This is a genomic window from Plantactinospora sp. GCM10030261 (assembly GCF_042666615.1).
Lineage (GTDB): Bacteria > Actinomycetota > Actinomycetes > Mycobacteriales > Micromonosporaceae > KBS50.
In genome coordinates this window covers 17,813-35,549 of sequence record NZ_JBHTDD010000013.1, presented here as the reverse complement: position 1 = coordinate 35,549, position 17,737 = coordinate 17,813, and the positions used below count along the sequence as shown (strand labels likewise).

General features: G+C 68.7%; 16 protein-coding genes, 2 tRNA genes and 1 pseudogene. 13 read left to right on the top strand and 6 right to left on the bottom strand.

The window, feature by feature from the left end; genetic code table 11:
* Positions 1 to 187: 187 nt before the first annotated feature.
* A pseudogene (locus tag ACFQUZ_RS16855) lies at positions 188 to 1,438 on the bottom strand (glycosyltransferase family 87 protein); the annotation flags it as partial.
* A gap of 113 nt (positions 1,439 to 1,551) precedes the next feature.
* On the opposite strand from ACFQUZ_RS16855, the gene orn reads away from it, so the two are divergent.
* The 3 genes from orn to ACFQUZ_RS16840 all read left to right on the top strand — a co-directional run bounded on the left by orn (position 1,552) and on the right by ACFQUZ_RS16840 (position 2,916).
* A complete protein-coding gene (gene orn / locus ACFQUZ_RS16850) occupies positions 1,552 to 2,151 on the top strand; it encodes an oligoribonuclease (protein WP_377443411.1) in 600 nt (199 codons plus the stop codon).
* A gap of 255 nt (positions 2,152 to 2,406) precedes the next feature.
* Positions 2,407 to 2,482 (top strand) — tRNA-His (locus ACFQUZ_RS16845).
* Between the two features lie 98 nt (positions 2,483 to 2,580).
* Positions 2,581 to 2,916 carry a hypothetical protein gene (locus tag ACFQUZ_RS16840; RefSeq protein ID WP_377443131.1) on the top strand — a complete coding sequence of 112 codons (336 nt, stop codon included), beginning with the start codon at positions 2,581 to 2,583 and terminating at the stop codon, positions 2,914 to 2,916.
* Between the two features lie 70 nt (positions 2,917 to 2,986).
* Here the strand turns inward: ACFQUZ_RS16840 and ACFQUZ_RS16835 are convergent, their stop codons facing one another.
* Positions 2,987 to 4,291 (bottom strand): Ig-like domain-containing protein, encoded by a 1,305-nt coding sequence (locus ACFQUZ_RS16835; RefSeq protein ID WP_377443129.1) that lies wholly within the window; start codon positions 4,289 to 4,291, stop codon positions 2,987 to 2,989.
* A 126-nt stretch (positions 4,292 to 4,417) separates the two neighbouring features.
* Positions 4,418 to 5,644 (bottom strand): Ig-like domain-containing protein, encoded by a 1,227-nt coding sequence (locus tag ACFQUZ_RS16830; protein ID WP_377443127.1) that lies wholly within the window; start codon positions 5,642 to 5,644, stop codon positions 4,418 to 4,420.
* Positions 5,645 to 5,968: 324 nt separating this feature from the next.
* On the opposite strand from ACFQUZ_RS16830, the gene ACFQUZ_RS16825 reads away from it, so the two are divergent.
* The 7 genes from ACFQUZ_RS16825 (at position 5,969) to ACFQUZ_RS16795 (ending at position 12,499) form a co-directional block, all read left to right on the top strand.
* A tRNA-Lys gene (locus ACFQUZ_RS16825) sits at positions 5,969 to 6,044 on the top strand.
* Positions 6,045 to 6,311: 267 nt separating this feature from the next.
* Entirely contained in the window at positions 6,312 to 6,854 is a 543-nt protein-coding gene (locus ACFQUZ_RS16820) for a hypothetical protein (RefSeq protein WP_377443125.1), read from the top strand.
* Between the two features lie 285 nt (positions 6,855 to 7,139).
* Positions 7,140 to 9,767: an FtsK/SpoIIIE domain-containing protein gene (locus tag ACFQUZ_RS16815; RefSeq protein WP_377443123.1), complete on the top strand. Its 2,628-nt coding sequence runs from the start codon at positions 7,140 to 7,142 to the stop codon at positions 9,765 to 9,767.
* A gap of 111 nt (positions 9,768 to 9,878) precedes the next feature.
* Complete coding sequence (locus ACFQUZ_RS16810; protein ID WP_377443121.1) at positions 9,879 to 10,139, top strand: hypothetical protein; 261 nt, start codon at positions 9,879 to 9,881, stop codon at positions 10,137 to 10,139.
* Between the two features lie 320 nt (positions 10,140 to 10,459).
* On the top strand, positions 10,460 to 10,915 hold the full coding sequence (locus tag ACFQUZ_RS16805) for a hypothetical protein (RefSeq protein ID WP_377443119.1): 456 nt from the start codon (positions 10,460 to 10,462) through the stop codon (positions 10,913 to 10,915).
* A gap of 423 nt (positions 10,916 to 11,338) precedes the next feature.
* Positions 11,339 to 11,977 carry a hypothetical protein gene (locus tag ACFQUZ_RS16800; RefSeq protein ID WP_377443117.1) on the top strand — a complete coding sequence of 213 codons (639 nt, stop codon included), beginning with the start codon at positions 11,339 to 11,341 and terminating at the stop codon, positions 11,975 to 11,977.
* A gap of 270 nt (positions 11,978 to 12,247) precedes the next feature.
* Positions 12,248 to 12,499, top strand: a complete 252-nt coding sequence (locus tag ACFQUZ_RS16795) for a winged helix-turn-helix domain-containing protein (RefSeq protein ID WP_377443115.1) — start codon at positions 12,248 to 12,250, stop codon at positions 12,497 to 12,499.
* A gap of 466 nt (positions 12,500 to 12,965) precedes the next feature.
* On the opposite strand, the gene ACFQUZ_RS16790 is transcribed toward ACFQUZ_RS16795, so the two are convergent.
* Both ACFQUZ_RS16790 and ACFQUZ_RS16785 read right to left on the bottom strand, forming a co-directional pair.
* Positions 12,966 to 13,226 (bottom strand): hypothetical protein, encoded by a 261-nt coding sequence (locus ACFQUZ_RS16790; protein WP_377443114.1) that lies wholly within the window; start codon positions 13,224 to 13,226, stop codon positions 12,966 to 12,968.
* Positions 13,223 to 13,471 carry a hypothetical protein gene (locus ACFQUZ_RS16785; protein ID WP_377443112.1) on the bottom strand — a complete coding sequence of 83 codons (249 nt, stop codon included), beginning with the start codon at positions 13,469 to 13,471 and terminating at the stop codon, positions 13,223 to 13,225. Before ACFQUZ_RS16785 ends, ACFQUZ_RS16790 begins: the two co-directional genes overlap by 4 nt.
* Positions 13,472 to 13,834: 363 nt before the next feature.
* Here ACFQUZ_RS16785 and ACFQUZ_RS16780 point away from each other — a divergent pair, with 363 nt between their 5' ends.
* Complete coding sequence (locus ACFQUZ_RS16780) at positions 13,835 to 14,689, top strand: helix-turn-helix domain-containing protein (RefSeq protein WP_377443110.1); 855 nt, start codon at positions 13,835 to 13,837, stop codon at positions 14,687 to 14,689.
* Between the two features lie 14 nt (positions 14,690 to 14,703).
* Complete coding sequence (locus ACFQUZ_RS16775) at positions 14,704 to 14,919, top strand: DUF397 domain-containing protein (protein ID WP_377443108.1); 216 nt, start codon at positions 14,704 to 14,706, stop codon at positions 14,917 to 14,919.
* A gap of 94 nt (positions 14,920 to 15,013) precedes the next feature.
* On the opposite strand, the gene ACFQUZ_RS16770 is transcribed toward ACFQUZ_RS16775, so the two are convergent.
* Positions 15,014 to 15,511 carry an NUDIX domain-containing protein gene (locus ACFQUZ_RS16770; protein ID WP_377443106.1) on the bottom strand — a complete coding sequence of 166 codons (498 nt, stop codon included), beginning with the start codon at positions 15,509 to 15,511 and terminating at the stop codon, positions 15,014 to 15,016.
* 1,123 nt (positions 15,512 to 16,634) lie between these two features.
* On the opposite strand from ACFQUZ_RS16770, the gene ACFQUZ_RS16765 reads away from it, so the two are divergent.
* Positions 16,635 to 17,519, top strand: a complete 885-nt coding sequence (locus ACFQUZ_RS16765) for a replication-relaxation family protein (protein WP_377443104.1) — start codon at positions 16,635 to 16,637, stop codon at positions 17,517 to 17,519.
* Positions 17,520 to 17,737: the final 218 nt, after the last annotated feature.

Below are 17,737 nucleotides of genomic sequence, written 5' to 3'. Positions count from 1 at the left end.
GGCTTCCGCTCTGCTTACCGGTCAGATCGCGGCAGGTGGGTGCGGGGCCACGTCGAGACGGGGAAAGGTGAGGTCAGGGGTGGCCGCGGCGTAGGGCGGGATCCGGAACGTACGGGTCGACCTCCGGGCGACGCTGAGCGTCGTCAGCTCCGTCGGCCCCGTCAGCTCCGCCGGCCGGGTCGACGCTGGAGTCCGGGGCGGGGCGACGCGCCGGCAGCAGCGCCAGCAGTACCAGCGCCAGCACCACGTACAGGTTGCGCCGCAGGAACGCGTCGGGATCCTCGGTGCGGTCGAAACCGATGCCCCAGTCGTGGTACGAGACCACGCCGTAGACGCTTCCCGCGTACACCAGGAACGCCAGCGCGAGCAGCCCGCGCCGCCGCCACCGGGCCGACCTCGACGGTGCCGGCGTCCCCGGACGCCGCCACCCGGCGTCGACAAGCACCACCACCGCCGGGATGAACCAGTAGACGTGGTGTGTCCAGGTGATCGGGCTGACCAGGGCGCCGACCAGCCCGGCGAGGGTCAGCCCGGCCAGCTCGTCGCCGGCCCGGGCCAGGCGCGCCGCCCGCCACAGCCCGAACCCGGCCACCACGACTACCAGGGCCAGCCAGAGCCACCGCTCGGGTTCACCGGGCACGGTAAACCGGATCAGCATGCCGGACAGCGACTGGTTGCCGGTGTAGTCCGGTCGGCCCACCCGGTTGGTGAGCCACAGCTCATGGGTCCAGAACCGCCAGGACTCGCCGGGGGTGACGGCGGCGGCGAGCAGCGTCGCCCCGGCGGCCACCGCGCCGGCCACCAGCGCCGCCCGCCACCGCCGGGTGGCCAGCAGGTAGATGATGAAGATCCCGGGGAACAACTTGAGCGCCGTCGCCAACCCGATCCCCACGCCGGCCCACCGCGATCGCCCGGGTACGGCGATCAGCAGGTCGGCGAGGACGAGCACCACGAGCAACATATTGATCTGACCGAGGGTCAACGTCTCCCGGATGCTCTCCACCGCGAGGACCAGCGGTACGGCGACGCCGAGTGCGAACCACCAGGGCAGTCGCCGGCGGCGCGTGACCGGCCGGATCAGCCACCAGGTGGTGACCAGCACCGCGATCGAGGTCAGGATCGTGAAGATCACGATGGTGGCGCCGACGGGGAGGGCCGCGAACGGGCGCAGCAGCAGTGCGGTCAGCGGGGGATAGGTGAAGTACAGCGCGCCCTGGAGGAAGTCGGACTGCACGTAGTCGTACAGCGGATGGCCGGCCGCCCACCAGTCCATCGCCTTCATGTAGATCTTGAGGTCGTAGAAGCCGTGCGGGGTGCCGAGCAGGTACGCCATGGGCACCGCGGCCAGCAGCAGGACCACGGTGACGATCCGGCGAGCGGTCCGACCGCCGGCCCCGTCCTCGTTGACGGTCAGCGGTACGGCGGATTCGGGTGGCACGCAGAAACCCTAGCGGTCCGGTCTGTCGAGCGTGCCGAGGCGCGGACCCTTGATGGCGTGCGAAACGGACCGTGACGGTGCCGAGGCGGGGACATTCCGGGTGCGCGTACGCTGTGCCGGTGGCGGATCTCCTCGTCTGGATCGACTGTGAGATGACCGGCCTCGACCTGGGCAAGGACAAGCTCATCGAGGTGGCTGCTCTGGTCACGGATCCTGATCTCAATGTCCTCGGCGACGGCGTCGACATCGTCATCCATGCCGATGAGCACGCGCTCGCCGGCATGCCCGAGATCGTCCGGACGATGCATGAGAAATCCGGGCTGACCGAGGAGACGCGGCGGTCAACGGTCACTCTTCCGGAGGCCGAGCAGATGGTGCTCGACTATGTCGCCACCTATGTCAAGGAGCCTCGTACCGCCCCGCTGTGTGGCAACTCCATTGCCACCGACCGCGGCTTCCTCGCCCGGGACATGCCTCGCCTCGATGCCCACCTGCACTACCGCATGATCGACGTGTCGTCGATCAAGGAGCTGTGCCGGCGCTGGTATCCCCGGGTCTACTTCGGCCAGCCCACCAAGGGGTTGGCGCACCGGGCGCTGGCCGACATCCGGGAGAGCATCCGGGAGCTGGAGTACTACCGGCGGACGATCTTCGTGCCGCTGCCCGGTCCGGACGTCGACTCCGCCAAGGCGATCGCCGCCCAGCTTACGTAGGTCCGGGCCGCAGGTTGCGGTGCTTCTTCTTGGCCAGGCGCTTGCGGCTTGGCCAGGCGCTTGCGGCGCTTCTCCCGGACCCGAGAGCAAGGCGGTCCGGCGGTATCCCGGTCCGGGGCGTGACACCGGGACCCGTCGATGTGCGCCGCGACCGGCCCGACGGACCGAGGTAGGGAACCCTGTCGACGGCGGCCGTGGGGCTATGGCTATCATTGGTCGGCGTCGGCCCGGCAGGATCGTGGGCGCGATGACATGGTGGCTGTAGCTCAGTTGGCAGAGCACCGGGTTGTGGTCCCGGGTGTCGTGGGTTCAAATCCCATCAGTCACCCCAGAAAACTGGCTGATTCCCTTCACTGTTGGGGGATCAGCCAGTTCGCGTTGGGCGACCGTACGCAGCCGCCCGCAACAAGTAACCATACGATACGTAGCATGGCTACTCCCAACGCGCGTTCCTCGCCACCCGTCACCGTCATCCTCGCCGCCGTCCTGGTTCTGCTCGGCGCCCTGCAGGGCATCATCCGCACCATCGGCTCTCCGGACGGCACCGCACGGGTCGCCGCAGGTGTCGTCGGCATCCTGATATCTCTCGCCATCGCCTACGGGCTGTGGGTCGGCAACCGCATCGCCTGGATCGCCGGCCTCATCGTCGGTGGCCTGGCGATCCTCAGCGTCTTCAACGGTGACTGGCTGTCGGTGCTCGCCGGCGTGCTCATGCTGGTGCTCCTGCTGCTTCCGCCGTCGCGGGCCTGGACGAGTCGCCGGTGACGGCGACGGGCTGGGTCACCCGCTCTCCACAAGGGTGAGCCAGCCCATCGCCGTACGCGACGCTCCTCGCTCAGGCGGCCGGCGACGTGGACGGGTCACCGCTCTCCGCCGCTCCGCCCGGCTGGTACGGCAGGGCGCTGCCCTTGACGTACTCGTCCCAGCTCATGTTCCAGTCGGTCCAGCCGTTGCCGTTGCGCAGGGCGCGCTCCGTGCCCTTCACGGTTATCGGGTCACCGAGCCGGGTCTGGTTGAACAACCAGGCGCCGTCCGCCATCGAGATGTTCACGCAGCCGTGCGAGACGTTCACCGATCCTTGCTTCCCCTCCGACCATGGCGCGGCGTGGATGAACTCCCCGCCGTACGTGATCCGCTGGGCGTAGTCGATGTCGATCCGGTAGCCGTCCTCGGGCCCCAACTCCTCCCGGGTGTCGAAGACCGTCTTGCGGTGTTTCTCCATCACCACCATCGTGCCGCTGGACGACGGTGTCTTCGGCTTGCCCAGACTCACCAGGATCGTCTTCACCACGCGGCCGTCCTTGGCGACGGTCATCCGCTTCGTCTTGTTGTCCACCGTCATGACCAGCGCCGGGCCGATGGACATGTCGACGGTCAGGTCCGATCGGCCGTACCAGTTGCCACCCAGCGGCAGGCCCTTCGCCTGCACCCGGTACGAAATCTTGGTGTTGGCCTGCCAGAACTCCTTGGGCCGGTAGTGCACCTCGGTCGCGCTGATCCACCGCCAGATGCCCTCCTGCGCCGGCGTCGACGTCACGGTCATCCGGCGCTGGACGTCGGCGCGGCGATCCTCCGGGATCTCGCGGCCGAACTTCACGATCAGTGGCATGCCCACCCCGACCACCTGGCCGTCGCCGAGGTGGCTGGTGACCCGTACCTGGTTGGCCGGCTCGGCCATGGTGGTGAAGGTGCTGGTCGCCGTCGCCGGCTTACCGTCGTCGCCGGTCGCGGTCACCGTCGCCGTGTACGTGGTGCCGTAGGCCAGGCCCTCCGCCGGTAGCCAGGTCTTGCCGTCGTCACCCAGGGCGCCCTCGACGGCGTTGCCGGCGGCGTCCTTGAGCGTCACGGTGCTTTCGGCGGCGTCCTTGGTGGTGAATGCGATCGCCGTCGACGCCGGAACGTCCTTGGCGTCGGCCGCCGGTTCGCTGATCGTGGCCGACGCCTTGGGTGCCGGCTCGCCCTCCTTCCAGGCCGACCCGCCGCCCCCGCCGCCCCCGCCGCCCGAACAGGCGGCCACCGCAAGCAGCACGCTGGCGAGCAGTGCCGCCAGTGCGGACCGTACCTGGGCTGGTCGCCGGATCGGCGGTCGCAGGATCCGTTCGTCCCGGCTCGGTTCGCGCTCGTTCCGGTTCGCCAACATCGATCCCCTCGCAGTTCGTCCCACGACCCATCGTGCCTGAATGACGCGGAATCGGCCGACCGGGATCCGTCGGGTGAGCCAGAACACGGCTGGTCGCCAGCTCGGCTCAGACCCGGAGCGATAGGCTCAGCCCAGGCCGGGAGGCACCGGCAGCGCACTGCCCTTGACGAACTCCGACCAGGACATGTTCCACGCCGTCCAGCCGTTACCCGGTTCGAGCTTGCGTTCGGTCCCGATCACCGTGATCGGATCACCGATCTTCGTTTTCCCGAACAACCAGCGGGCGTCGTTCGTCGACATGTTGACACAGCCGTGCGACACGTTGCGCCGGCCCTGGCTACCCACCGACCACGGTGCCGCGTGGATGTACTCGCCACCCCAGGTCAGCCGCTGGGCCAGGTCGATGTCGATGACGTACCGGTTGGCGGGGTCCGGTGCGTCCCGCGTGTCGAAGGTGGTGTTCTCCTTCTTCTCCATCACCACCATGGTGCCGCTGGACGACGGAGTGCTCTTCTTGCCCAGGCTGACCGGGATGGTGCGGGCGACCTGCCCGTTGACGAGTACCGTCATCTGTTTGGTGGCGTTGTCCACCTTCATCTCGAACCGGTCACCGATCTTCGCGGTGGCGGCGCGGTCCGTGTTTCCGTACCGGCCGTTGCTCAGCGGGATCCCCTCCAGACCAAGTCGCACGGTGAGCGTGGTGCCCGGCTGCCAGTACTCCGGCGCCCGGTAGTACGCCTGGGTACCGTTGGCGACCCAGTGCCAGGCGCCCGGCTGCGGGGGGTCGGTCTTGACGAACATCCGCTTCTGCACGGCGGCTCGATCCTTGGCCGGGATGCCGGGGGTGAACTCCGCCACCACCGGCATCGCCACGCCGTACGTCTTGTCGTCGAACAGGTAGAGCCCGGAACCGATCGTCCGGCCCGGCTTCTTCATCGTGGTGAAGGAGGTGGTCTGCGTCACCGCGGGGCCCGCGCCGCCCGCCGTCACCGTCGCCGTGTACGCCGTACCGTAGGCAAGCGGTTTGGCCGGCACCCAGGCTGAACCGTCGTCCCGCATCGCGCCCGCCACCGGCCGTCCGTTCTTGTCACTCACCGTGACCGAACTCACCGAACCGTTCGCCAACTGGATGCCGATCTCGGTGCTCACCGGCAGCTTCGTGGCGCCCGATCGGGGGGTGACCGCCAGCGACGGCGGGGTCGCTGGCGTGGGGGAGGTGCTGGTGGTCGGGCTCGGGGACCCGCCCCCGGCCGTGCCGTCGGTCTTGTCGTCGCTCCCGCAACCCCCGACGGCCAGCAACGTCACCGTCGTCAGGGCAGCCCACAGCGCCCTGGTCCCCCTGATCGTGCGCAAACCCCACCCCGTTCGTCGAACCCGGACGCACCATCCTGCCGTACCGGGGTGACGCTTCCTGTCCCCGAAACGAGTCCGGTGTCCCTTTGAAGACGTTCGGGAGGGAGTTTCGGGTTGCACCGGTACACAGCGGTGACCGTTGGTGTGGATCATGGTCGCCGTCCGGTTGGTGGGTGCTGCCCGGTGGGCTGGCGGCGCTCGCCGACCTTGGTTAGGGCTTCTGTGGGACTGGTCCGCCGCCGGTCGCGGAGGGTCAGCGGAGGCCGGGTATCCGATTGGAGGGCGGTCGTCGGGGCGTGTTAAGGTTTCTCCCGTTGTCAGCGAGCGCCGCTAGCTCAACTGGCAGAGCAGCGGACTCTTAATCCGCGGGTTCGGGGTTCGAGTCCCTGGCGGCGCACCAACGATCAAGGCCCTGACCAGTCACTTCTGTGCCGGTTGGGGCTTTTCGTGTTCGTGGTGGGCGGGTCGGTGCTTCGGTGGGTGCTCGGGAGCCGATGAACCGGTCCGGCGTTGTCCGGGACGCGGCGCGGTCGTTGTGGACGCCGACGGGCGTGCCGCGGTGTTGTGGGGCTTGTGCGGGCTCGGGGCCGCCGGTTCGGCTGCCGGGGCCGCGTCGGAGGTGTGCTCTGCAAGACTCGCTGCCGTGGAATCTGGACACGATGACAAGTTGTGTATCGACGACTTTGTCCCCGCTGATGGCGGTGAGTGGTACGGGTTGCTGTTTGACAACCCATCCCTGGATCTGCCACCACGCCTGACGTGGTGCTTCAACTTCCCCTTCAAGGATGTGTCCCGCGAGGACGACAGTCCGCTCAGCCTCAACGTGGAGTGGCTTCCCGTTCCAGCGGATAGTTGGCGACGCCTCACCGGGCGCCACCTGACAAGCGCGCACTTCGGGGAGCCGGCCGAAGCCAGCATCTACTACTACCTGCACCATCGTTTCGACTCGCTTGACCTGGACCTGGTCGAACAACGTGGTCGTTTGCTGCGGGCCGTCGCAACCGTGTCCGGCGACATCGATCACCTCGGTATCGATCCGGTGCGCGCCGATGCCTGGCTTACGTTCACCGGCATACTTGTCTCGCTCCACGACGCGGTCTCACCCGATGCCGCCCTGGCCCGGCTTGGTCAGTTCACAGATACGAACGGCTTGGCGCTCGAGCCCGACGGCTCAGACGCGGCGCTGCGATTCATCGCATTGCCGGACTGACGCCGATCCACCTGGTGCGTGCGGGGGACCGGCACGGTCACGGCAAAGCGTAGGCAAGGCCGTTCTGACCAAGATCAGGTGTCCGCTCTGGTCGCGATCCGGTCGGCGATAGCGCCCAGTTCCGGTGACGGTGCGCTTGATCGCGTCCGCCCCGGTGGTTGCGTTTTCGTCGCCTTCGTGACGGGGATTGCCGCACGCTGTGGGATCGGGGGCTTACTGAACGTGCGGGGGTTCGATAGGGTTCAGCGCGGTTGAGCCGCAGGGTCGTCGTAGGGAGGGACTGCGGTGGGCGCTGTCGCGCAGTTCTTCGGTCGTGCCGTCGGTTGGCATCGTCAGGCGTTGGGGTTCCTGCTGGATGCCGAGGCGGAGCTGCGGGCGTTGGAGTCCGACGATTTCACGGCTGCGACGGCCGATGTGGAGCAGCGGCGGCGGGTGGCGCGGTTGCACAGCCTGGCGCAGTCGGGGTTGCGGGGCTGGTTGGGTGCCCGGCTGGACGGGTCGGCGGTGGAGCTGCCGCTGGGCCAGGACGCGGTGCCGGATCGGCCGATGTTCCTGCGGGTCGGCGATGCTCAGCCGACGTCGGACACGGTGTTCTGGGTGGTGGCGCCGTTCATCGGCGCGGGACACCTGGCTATCGACTCCGACGTTCGTGACCCGGCGACGGCGGCCTGGCTGCGTGGGGTGCTGCTGCGGGTGATGGCCACGTTGCCGGATGGCGCGTTGCGGGTGCTGCCGGTTGACGGCGCGACCCTCGGTTCAGTGTTCGCGGCGTTCCGGCCGATGGTGGAGGCGGACGCGTGGGCGCCACCGGCGACCGACCTGGCCCGGTTGCGGGTGGTGTTGGAGGAGGCCGAGCGGCAGATTAGCGCGGTGCAGGCCGGTGAGCTGGACAACCCGCCGGTGCTGCTGGTAGCCATCGCCGCCATGCCGTCGGGCTCGAGCCGGGCGGACTGGGCTCGGTTGGCAGCGGTGGCGCACGCCGGACCGTCCGCCCGGGTGCACTTGCTGGTGGCCGGTTGGCCGCCGCCCACGTACGGGGAATCAGCGCCCCGGCTGGACCACACCACCCACCTGACGGCGGCGGGTGACGGCTGGTACCGGATGTCCGAGCCGCCGGGGCCGCAGCGGCTGTCCGCCGACGGCACCGGCCTGGCGGCGCCGGTGCGGCTGGATTCCGGAGCCAGCGAGGGCCTCGTCGCGCAGGTGTGCCGGCGGCTCGCCGTCACCGCTTCCGGATCCCGGCGTACGGATTTCAGCTCGTTGATGCCCGCCCAGATCTGGCAGGAGTCCTCCGCGGCAGGGCTCAGCGCGATGATCGGCCGCGACGGACGGGCACCGTTCACCCTGTCGCTGGATGACGCCACGCCGCATGTGCTGCTGGCTGGCCGTTCCGGGGCCGGTAAGACCAACGTGCTGCTGGTGCTGCTCTACGCCCTGGCGTCGCGTTACTCGCCGGACGAGTTGGGTTTGTACCTGTTGGACTTCAAGGAGGGTGTCTCGTTCGTCGAGTTCACTCCCACAGCTGCGGACCCGTCCTGGGTGCCGCACGCCCGCACTGTAGGTATCGAGTCCGATCGCGAGTACGGCCTCGCGGTGCTGCGGGCGCTGGCCCGGGAGATGAATCGTCGTGCCGGGGCGCTGAAGAAGGCCGGCGCGACCAGCCTCACCGGTCTGCGTGCCCGCCAGCCGGACACGGTGCTGCCCCGGTTTGTGGTGGTGATCGACGAGTTCCAGGTGCTGCTGGGCGGCAACGACGCGATCGCCCGCGAGGCCGTTGCCGGGCTGGAGGACCTGGCCCGCAAGGGCCGCTCCTACGGCATCCATCTGATCCTGGCCTCGCAGACGATCGCCGGTATCGAGGCGCTGTACACGAAGAAGGACTCGATCTTCGGGCAGTTCCCGCTGCGGATCGCTCTGCCCGGCGGGTCCGGCATCCTGGACACCGGCAACACCGCCGCCGACGCCCTGCCGGTCGGTACGGCGATCGTCAACCCGGCCGCGGGTGTGGCCGAGGAGAACCGGACCGTCCGGTTCCCGTACGCCGATCCGGCCTCGGTCGCGGCGCAGCGGCACGTCATCTGGGAAGCCCGGCCGATCATCAGCGACCCGCCAGCCGTGTTCGCCGGCTACGCCGAACACCATATCGACGACGATCTGCTCTATGCGGCGTTCACTCCGCAGGTCCGCCGCCGTCAGGCCCTGGTCGGCCGCGCGGTCGACGTCGGGCTGCCTACCGTCGGCTTCGCGCTCGATGCCGTACCCGGGCGGCATCTCGCCGTCCTGGGCACCTCGCCGGTCGGCGCGGACATCCTGCACGCCGCCGCTCTCAGTCTTGCCCGCCAACACGACCCCGGCACGGCGCGGTTCGTCATCGCCAGCTTCGCCGCCGTGGCCGACCCTGTAGTCGACGATTTGGCCACCAGACTCACCCACGCCGGGCACGACGTCTCCGAGCTGGACGCCGGGCAGCTGCGGGCGCTGCTGCCCGAACTCGCCACCACCGATTCCGGGCCGACGAGTAAGCCGACCTATCTGCTGACGTTCGCCGCGGACGTGGTCGCTCCCATGCTCTCCGAACGCGGCCCCGATCGCCGTACCGGCCTGGATGACCTGCGGGCCGTCCTGCGTAGCGGACCTGGCCGGGGGATCCATCTGCTCGGGTGGTGGCGCATCGCCCGCAGGTTCGCCGAAGCCCTCGGCGGATCATCCGGCCGCGAAGACGTCGCCTGCCTTGTCGCGCTCAACGTCCCCGGAAACGAACTGGCCTCACTCCTGGGCGACCACACCTTGACCTGGCAACCCCGCACCAACCGGGCCCTGCTCATCGACCGGCACGACCAACGCGCCCGGCTCATCGTGCCGTTCGTCCGTCCCGGCCGGCACGACGACACTGAGGAGGCCGGGCTGCCCTGACGAGGTTCTCCGGCGACGCGACCCGGAGGCTAGCGACCGTTCACATCCATAAGGAGGGCCGCGACCAGCGAATACGCCGGCCGCGACACCGGGGGAGGAGCCAGAACCACCATGTCCGCCATCGACGAGGTCATCGCCGCACTGCAATCGGTGATCGACGAACTCAACGACGCCAACAACGCCGTCGGCACCGCCCGGACCGAGGCCGACGAAGCTGTCACCCAGGCGGTCGCACTCGGCGCCACCCACGCCATCGCCGGCCTGTCCGCCGTCAAGGACTCCATCGACAGACTCAGCCAACAGGTCGCCGCGACCGTCGACGTCGCCAACGACGCGATCAGCAACGCCAAAGCCGTCGCCGACGGCACTTGAAGAGGAGGTAGCGGTACGACCAGCGCCGGCTCTCAAGCGTCAGCCTCCCTGTCGTCGCGGCAGGCGTCTCCCAAACAGCGGCTGACGCCTGCTGGCCGCGAAAGGCAGCACGACCAAGCGCCCCGAGAGCGGCCAAGAGAACGCCTAACCAGCGAATCAGTAGGTTGGTGGACGTCGGCTGCTGCAGCGGGCTACGCAACGTTTTCGGAACTTCTACCTATCCTTCCAAAGACAATAGCCGGCACGCTACTCGCCGGTGGAGCGGCGTTTTCCGCCTTCAAGGCATGGAAAGCCAAGCGTGAGAAGAAGGGTCACCAAGAGTGATAATCGACGATCAGATTGAGCCGCGGGTTCGACGAATCCTGGGCAACGTTGTCAGACGTGAGGAGGATGAATTCGATTCGTCTCTCCGGGCACTAGCAGACCCAGAGAGTCGGGCGAAAGCGATCGAACTCGCGCTGACGATCTGTGCCTTCGCCCTCCATGACACCTTCGATGGCAGACCATCGTCGGAAGATGTTCGCTCAGCTGCAGAGACAGTCGCGGACATGGAACGGTGGGCCACTCTGACCCCTGAAGAGGTGGCCGCGTTCCTAACTGCCGTGCTGGACGGCAAACCCCTGAACGAGGTGCTCGATGACGCCACTGCCGTGATGTCTACATTCATCATTACGGGAAGCCTTCTAGCGGCTTCTCCGAAGGTCGGAGAGAACGAGTGGTGGTTCAACTATTTGGACCGAATTGAGGCGGCAATTGAGGCTGCCCCCGCCTCATGACTATCTGAACTTCGTGCGTCGCAGTGAAGCGTGTTGGTGGCGGGTGAGCCGAAGGCTCCCCGCTCCTCTGTCTGGCTCAGGTAATGTCCTTCTGCGGCAGCGGCGAATTCTGTTGCCTCGCGCTCGTGATGTCATCAGGTGGAACTTATGGACGTACCGGAGTCGGTGAAGGAGACGGGGCCAGAGCCATGAGCGATACGAGCGCACCATCAGGTGGTAGGGCGCGTATGCCAGGAGCGAGCGGACCGAGTGAGAAGGTAGCCGACGACTACCCGCCTGAGTGGGTTCAGTACTGCGAGGCCGCGCAGCAACTCGGCCGACTGCTCGACGGCGAACGGAAACGCCAGCCTCTCGGTCATGCCGCGGCTGGCGCCGACGCCGCAGCCCGTGAGCAGAGGCCGCATGGACTGGGCTGGGGTCCCGATGCGTTGGAGTGAGTACGCAGACGCGGCTCGAGGTCTGGCCGCGATCCGCGCCGAGGAGGGTGCCCGCCGCGCCGCTGTCGGGAAGCGAACGGCGGACGGCCGGGCGGCGGTGGAGCAGTTGCGGCAGCGGCTGACCGCTCAGCGCGACTATCTGGCGGGGTTGGCGACGCGACTGGGAGAGCCTCCTCCGTCGTTCGAGGGGGTGGCTCGGGCTGGGCTGACCGATGTGGACGAGGCGTTGCGGCGGGCCTGGCAGGCGGTGGAGCAGGCGGACGTGGAGGCTCGCCGGGCCGAGGATCGGGGCAACCAGCCGGCGTTGCTGCCGGGCATGTCCACCACCGGCAGGAACGTGCTGGTCTACGCGGCGGCCACCTTCGTGGCGTGGTTGGTGTCGCTCGGCCTGTACGTATTCAGCCCGGACGCCGGTACCGGGTCGGTGGGGCTGCTGGCGTGGTCATTGTGTGGGTTGCCGGCGGTGGCGTTCTTCGCCGGGTACACCACGATCGCCGTCTTCGGGCGACCGCGTCTGCGGCCCGGCGCTACAGCGAGTCATTCGGTGCGGCTCGGCGGGCTGATCTGCTTCGTGGGTATGTGGGCAGGCTGGGTCCTCTTCCTGGCGGCGACGTCGCTGCTCTGACCGGCTCCCCGTATTCGGCGCATCTCCTTCGTGCTCGAGGCAGTTCGGTGACCCGGCCGGCCAGAGTCGGGTCTCGGGCCGGCCGGGGTGGTGCGGGACCAGGCGTAGGGACCTGGCCCTTTGGCGGGCGGCTCCAGGTTGCAGACCGGGGGAGACGACCCGCAGACGAAGATAGGCTATCTAGATAGCCTAAGTCAACGACGTCTAGTGATACCTTGCTCGCCCAGGTTTTCCTGTGATGCAATGGCGGTTGCAGACCAGGGAGACGTAATGCCCACGACCGCCAAATGGGTGTGGTTGGCTGACCGCATCCGGGAACAGATCGCGTCCGGTGCCCTCGCGCCCGGGGCGAAGCTGCCGTCGATGGCCGAGTTCCGCCGGGACTACGGCGTCTCCCAGATGGTCGTGCGCAACGCGGTGCTCGTGCTCAAGTCCGAGGGCCTGATCTACGGGGTTCCCGGCGTCGGGGTGTACGTGGCGGACCACGAGGAGCCCGCGGCGAACCGAACGACCGACGAATAATCCCCGGTCGCCAGCTTGTCGAGGGTTTCCGGCAGTGCGGCCGGCTCCGCTTGGCGCAGCGGGAGCCCGTCGACGTTGGGTAGCTGGCAGAGCAGGAAGCCGTCGGTGACGTGGAACCAGCCGAAGCGTGAGTGCAAGGTGATCTCGCTGGTGCACCAGCGGCAGGTCGAGGACATCAGGATCCGCCCGGCTCCTGGCTGGGGAAGGTAGCTGCGACGCTGGCCGCCGGTGTCGTTGACTGCCCGCAGGGCCATGCGGCGAACGCCGAAGGGAGATGGCTCGCGGCAGACCGTACGGATGCGGCGGCCCTTGGCTCCTGACGCCTGGGCCCGGCACAGGTAGGGTGACTGCCGTCGGAGCGGGTCGAGGCACCTTGCGACCGGCTCCACCGACGGGGCAGCGGGGTCGAACGGCATCCGACGGCGGCCGACCATCGCATCGAGATCTGGCCCGGCAGTTCGCTTCCTCATTGCCGTCCCGCCGCCGACGCGAACCATGCCCAGTTGGTCGCCTCGGGCGGCGCAATGCTGGCCAGGCCGGGCCGTCGACGAGGTAGCCGCCCGTACCGAACGAAGGTGGCCGCTGCTGCCGTCCGACCGGGACACGGCTCGGGTTGCCGGCACGTCGCGCACCGGCCGTCGAATCCGGTGACGAGGTGCCGCTCAAGCTCGGCCTGGGCACCGTCGACCTGGTCCAGCGCCGCCCGCGTCAGGTAGATGCCGGTCATCGCGTACTCCTGGGCTGCTGGCGGCGTAGCGCGCTGAGCCGGACGAGTGCCTTCCGTGGATATGGCCTGCGGGACGTCCCGTCCTCTCCCAACTCGATTCCGGACAGGTCCAACCACGGACCGTCAGCGAGCTGCTCGACCTGCCCGACCGCGGTGACCCGCAGGATCAGCTCGCCGGTGCCGTACCGGTAGTCCGGCTCCGGAATGTGGACCACCTGGCCCACCGCCACCTCGGGTGCCCTCACGCGAGCGCACCCCCGTTCGCGCCGCTGGCCGGCTTCGACGCTCGGCCGCCGCCGCCCCGGCAGCCTGGACAAGCGAGCGTGTTGCCGCAGGACGGGCACCACCGCTGGGAACGTTTGAACGTCCACATCCCGGCGACCCAGCCGAACAGAGCGGCGGCAACGGCCGCCATGGCGACAGACATCGTCAGCTACCTCCTCACGATCACAACCATCTACTCGAAGAGGACTAGAGCTATCTTGATAGCCTAGGTTATTCGATCCGAGGCTACCGATGGACTCCTGTTTTGGGAACCCGCTGCGGGTCGTGTTCGCACGACCCGCATCAGGAGCCGCCGTCGGTGATCAATTCAGAGGCGGTGAGAGGTGCTCAACCCGACCATCCAGCGACGGCGGCTGGGTAACGCGTTGCGCCGGGCCCGTGAGCGCGCGGGCAAGACTCAGGATGAGGCGGCCGAGCGTATCGACGCCGCCGCCAGCAAGATCAGCCGGCTGGAGCTGGGACAGAGCGGCATCAAGCTCACCGACCTCGCCCTCCTGCTCGACCTCTACGGCGTACGCGATGAACAAGCCGACTCCATGCGCGAGTTGGCCCGCGCCGGCCGCCAACGCGGCCGGTGGAGCGGCTACCGCGACGCCATCCCCGACTGGTTCCGGCAGTACGTCGACCTGGAGGCCGACGCGTACGAGATCCGCTGGTACCAACCCGAAGTGATCCCCGGCGTCCTCCAGGTCGAGCCGTACATCCGCGCCATGAGCAGCACCGCCCACCCTCGCCCCACACCAGGGGAACTCGACCGGCAGGTCAAACTCCGCCTCGAACGGCAAGCGAACCTGCACCGGGCCGACGGGCCAACCCTCGGCTTCGTGCTCAGCGAGTCCGCCCTGCGCCGCAACATCGGCGGCCCCGCCGTCATAACAGCCCAACTCGCCCACCTGGCTGAGATCAGCCACCGCGTGGAGCTACAGGTCCTGCCCTTCGACGCGCAGACCTACGAGACCGCCTCGTACGGATTCATCATCCTGCGCTTCGACCCGGCGACCGACACCGACGTCATCTACCTGGAGGACTACACCGACGCGGCCTACCTCGACCGCCCCGACGCCGTGCGGGCCTACACTCGCCTTTACAACCGGCTCTGTGCAGCCGCACTCGGGCCGGCCGAGTCACGGCACCTGATCCAACAGGTCGCCGACGACCTCCAGCGGCGAGCTACCTGATCAGAAGGCCCGACATGAACAGCCCAGACCTCTCCACCGCGGTGTGGCGCAAGTCCAGCCGCAGCGACAACAACGGTGGCGCCTGCGTCGAAGTCGCCTTCCTCGGCCACGCCGTCGCGGTCCGCGACAGCAAGAACCCCGACGGTGGCGCGATCCTGCTGAAGTGCAGCCAGTGGAGAACTTTCATCGCCGGCTTCCGCGCCGACACGGCTGCCGGCCGCAATCGCTGACGCTATCGGCTACCGGATCGATGGGGCAGTGGCCGCGGCACGGAGCGGGCGGCCGTGTTCGTGGCGGGCACCCTCCATGGTTCGGCCGTGTCGGCTAACTGGGCAGGAGCGCGGCACCGTCTTCGAGGTAGACGCCGCCGCGCCCGATTGCGGCGACCGCCGCGGCGACCCGTCGAGCCAACCGGGGGATCAACACCTCGCCCAGGCGAGCTGGCTCGACGAACTCGAACCGGTCAAGCTCCTGGGGGCACAGTCGCATCATCGCGATCTGGTCGTCTGTCAGTACCCCGCCGTCGAAGATGAACATGAGCCCGCCGTCCCACGGCGGGCTCGGCGGCACCCAGTCGACGCACAGCAGTTCTCCCGGGCGCACCGATAGGCCCAGTTCCTCACGGACCTCGCGCACGCAGGCGTCCGCAGGGGACTCGTCCGCCTCGACCATGCCGCCTGGGATCTCCCATACGTCCTTGTACGTCGGATGGACCAGCAACACCCGGCCGGCTTGGTCGCGGAAGATCACGCCGGCCGCCGCGCGGACCCGCGTCACGTTGGCGATGTAGGCCAGTTCAGGCTCGGTCCTCGTCTCGGCCACGCGCCCGACCCTACGGGCTCGACTCTGGCAGGAGGCCCGTTACCGAGGAAGGGACCCATCGGGGCGACTGAGGGTCCGCTGCCGATGTTCCGTCGGGAGGTTCGGCCTTGCGAGCCCAGGATTGGCCGTTCCGCCGTCCGATAGGACCCCCGGTTGGGAGCAGGTGTCTCATAAGGTGAGACACCGCGCCGGTAGGCCAAGATTTTTCCGGCCTGTTTCGGCGGTGAATCCGTGCCACTGGATACCAGTACGGGTCAACGGGTGCTACCACGTCCGGCTGGGTCCGCAAGCGTCTTGATCGGCGGCCGGTGATGTTGGTTGACAGGGTGCTGGCGGTGGAGGCGTACTGGTAGGCACGTGACCGCGTGGCGGTCTACCCGCCGAGGTTGATCGAGCAAGTTGGTGGCGCTCCTTCGGGAGCGTCGCCGGTCGTTCGGGGACCCAGGGGTGGGTTGGCCGTCGATGGTTCCAGGTGACAGGGGGTCGCCATGAAGGATGTTGCTCCGGCGGGTTGAGTCGACGCCCTACCCGGCCGTCGGCGTCGTCGACGGTTCGTGGGAGTTCCTGTCACGGGTTGAGGCGGGCCCGCTGCCGGTGCGGCACCTGGCCGCTCCGTCTACCGCCACCGTTCTTCCTGTTGTCCGCGACCGCCCATTCCGGCTGTCGTGTCGATCGCTGCTGCCCGGATCCTTCCAGCTCGGCCGGTACGCCGGTCCGCATGTTGGTTGACAACTCCACAGTGCACGTTGCTTGAGCCGTCGCACCTGCCGCGCGGCGGATCCGGCAGGACCATCCCCGTTGACTTCGCCACGGCGCCGTGACTGTCGGCGCCATCCCGATTTCGATCAAGGAGTTGCTGTGTTCTCCGTACATCTCGTCTGTGCGCGCCGGTCTTCGGCCGGTGGCGGTGACAGATTCCGTGTCGATCCCCGTTGCGGGGTCCGGGTTGGTGTCCGTGTTGGGGTCAGTCTTCAACCGGACCCCCGGACGGACCCCCTGTTTCGTCTCACACCGCAGGCCGGTCCGGCTGTCCATGCCGGGCCCTTGTCCTGCGACAGACCCTGTCTGGTCTCGGGTCTCTCCCCGGCGGCCGGCATCCGTATCAGGAAGGAGGTGGTAGCCGGTGGATGATCCGGTCCTTCGTGTCCAGTCCCAGTTGACCCGCCGTGACCGCGTGTTGCTGGGCTGGTTGTACGACCACGGCGTGCTGACGTCGTTCCAGATCGCGCATGCCCTGTTCCCGTCGCTGGACTTCTGCCAGCGGCGGCTGCGGACCCTGTACCGGCTGCGCCTCGTCGCCCGGTTCCGGCCGCAGCGGGCCGATGGCGGCTCGTACCCGTACCACTACGTCATCGACCAGCTCGGCGCCGAGGTCGTCGCCGCGGCCCGGGACGAGCGGCCACCGCGGCGGGATCACGCCCGGGTGGAGCGGCGACGCTGGACCTCGACCCGCAGCCTGGCGCACCGGCTCGGAGTGAACGGCTTCTTCACCGACCTCGCCGGCTATGCCCGCACCGGTGTGGGCGCTGGCCTGGTGGAGTGGTTGCCGGAGGCGGCGTGCCAGCACGCCGGTACGTTCACCAGCGGGCAGGATCCGTTGGTGTGGGCGTACCGGCCGCGGGTGCGCCCCGACGGCTACGGCCGGTGGGTCGAAGACGGTGTCGAGGTGCCGTTCTTTATCGAGTACGACACCGGCGCCGAGCAGTTGTCGGTGCTGGCCGGCAAGGTGGCCGGCTATCGGGAGTTGTTCGGCACGATCGGCCGAGTATGGCCGGTGCTGTTCTGGCTGCACTCGGCTGCCCGGGAGCGGAACCTGCGCCGGGTGCTGGCCGACACGGCGCCGCCGCTGCCGTTCGCTACCGGTGCCCGCGACCACGCCGCGACCGCGGGCCTGTCCCCGGCCGGCGCGGTGTGGGCTATCGCCGGTGGGGCAGGGCAGCGGCTCCGGCTTGCCGACCTGGCCGGGTACGTTCTCGACGTCCGGCCACGGGCGGGTGAGGCGGCGTGACGCCCGGCGACGGTACGACGGCGGCGGACGGTACCTCGCCCGCGCGGCGGGCAGCAACGGCCGGCGTCTGTCACGGATCTGTCGGCGCCCGTTCGGTCGGTGCTGACAGATCCGGGCGAGCACCAGCCGTCCGCTGCGACCGTGGCGGGACGGGGGTTCGGTCCGCCGTCCCCATCGGCCGGTCCGCGAACGGTGTCCGGTCCCCGTCCCCGGCGTGG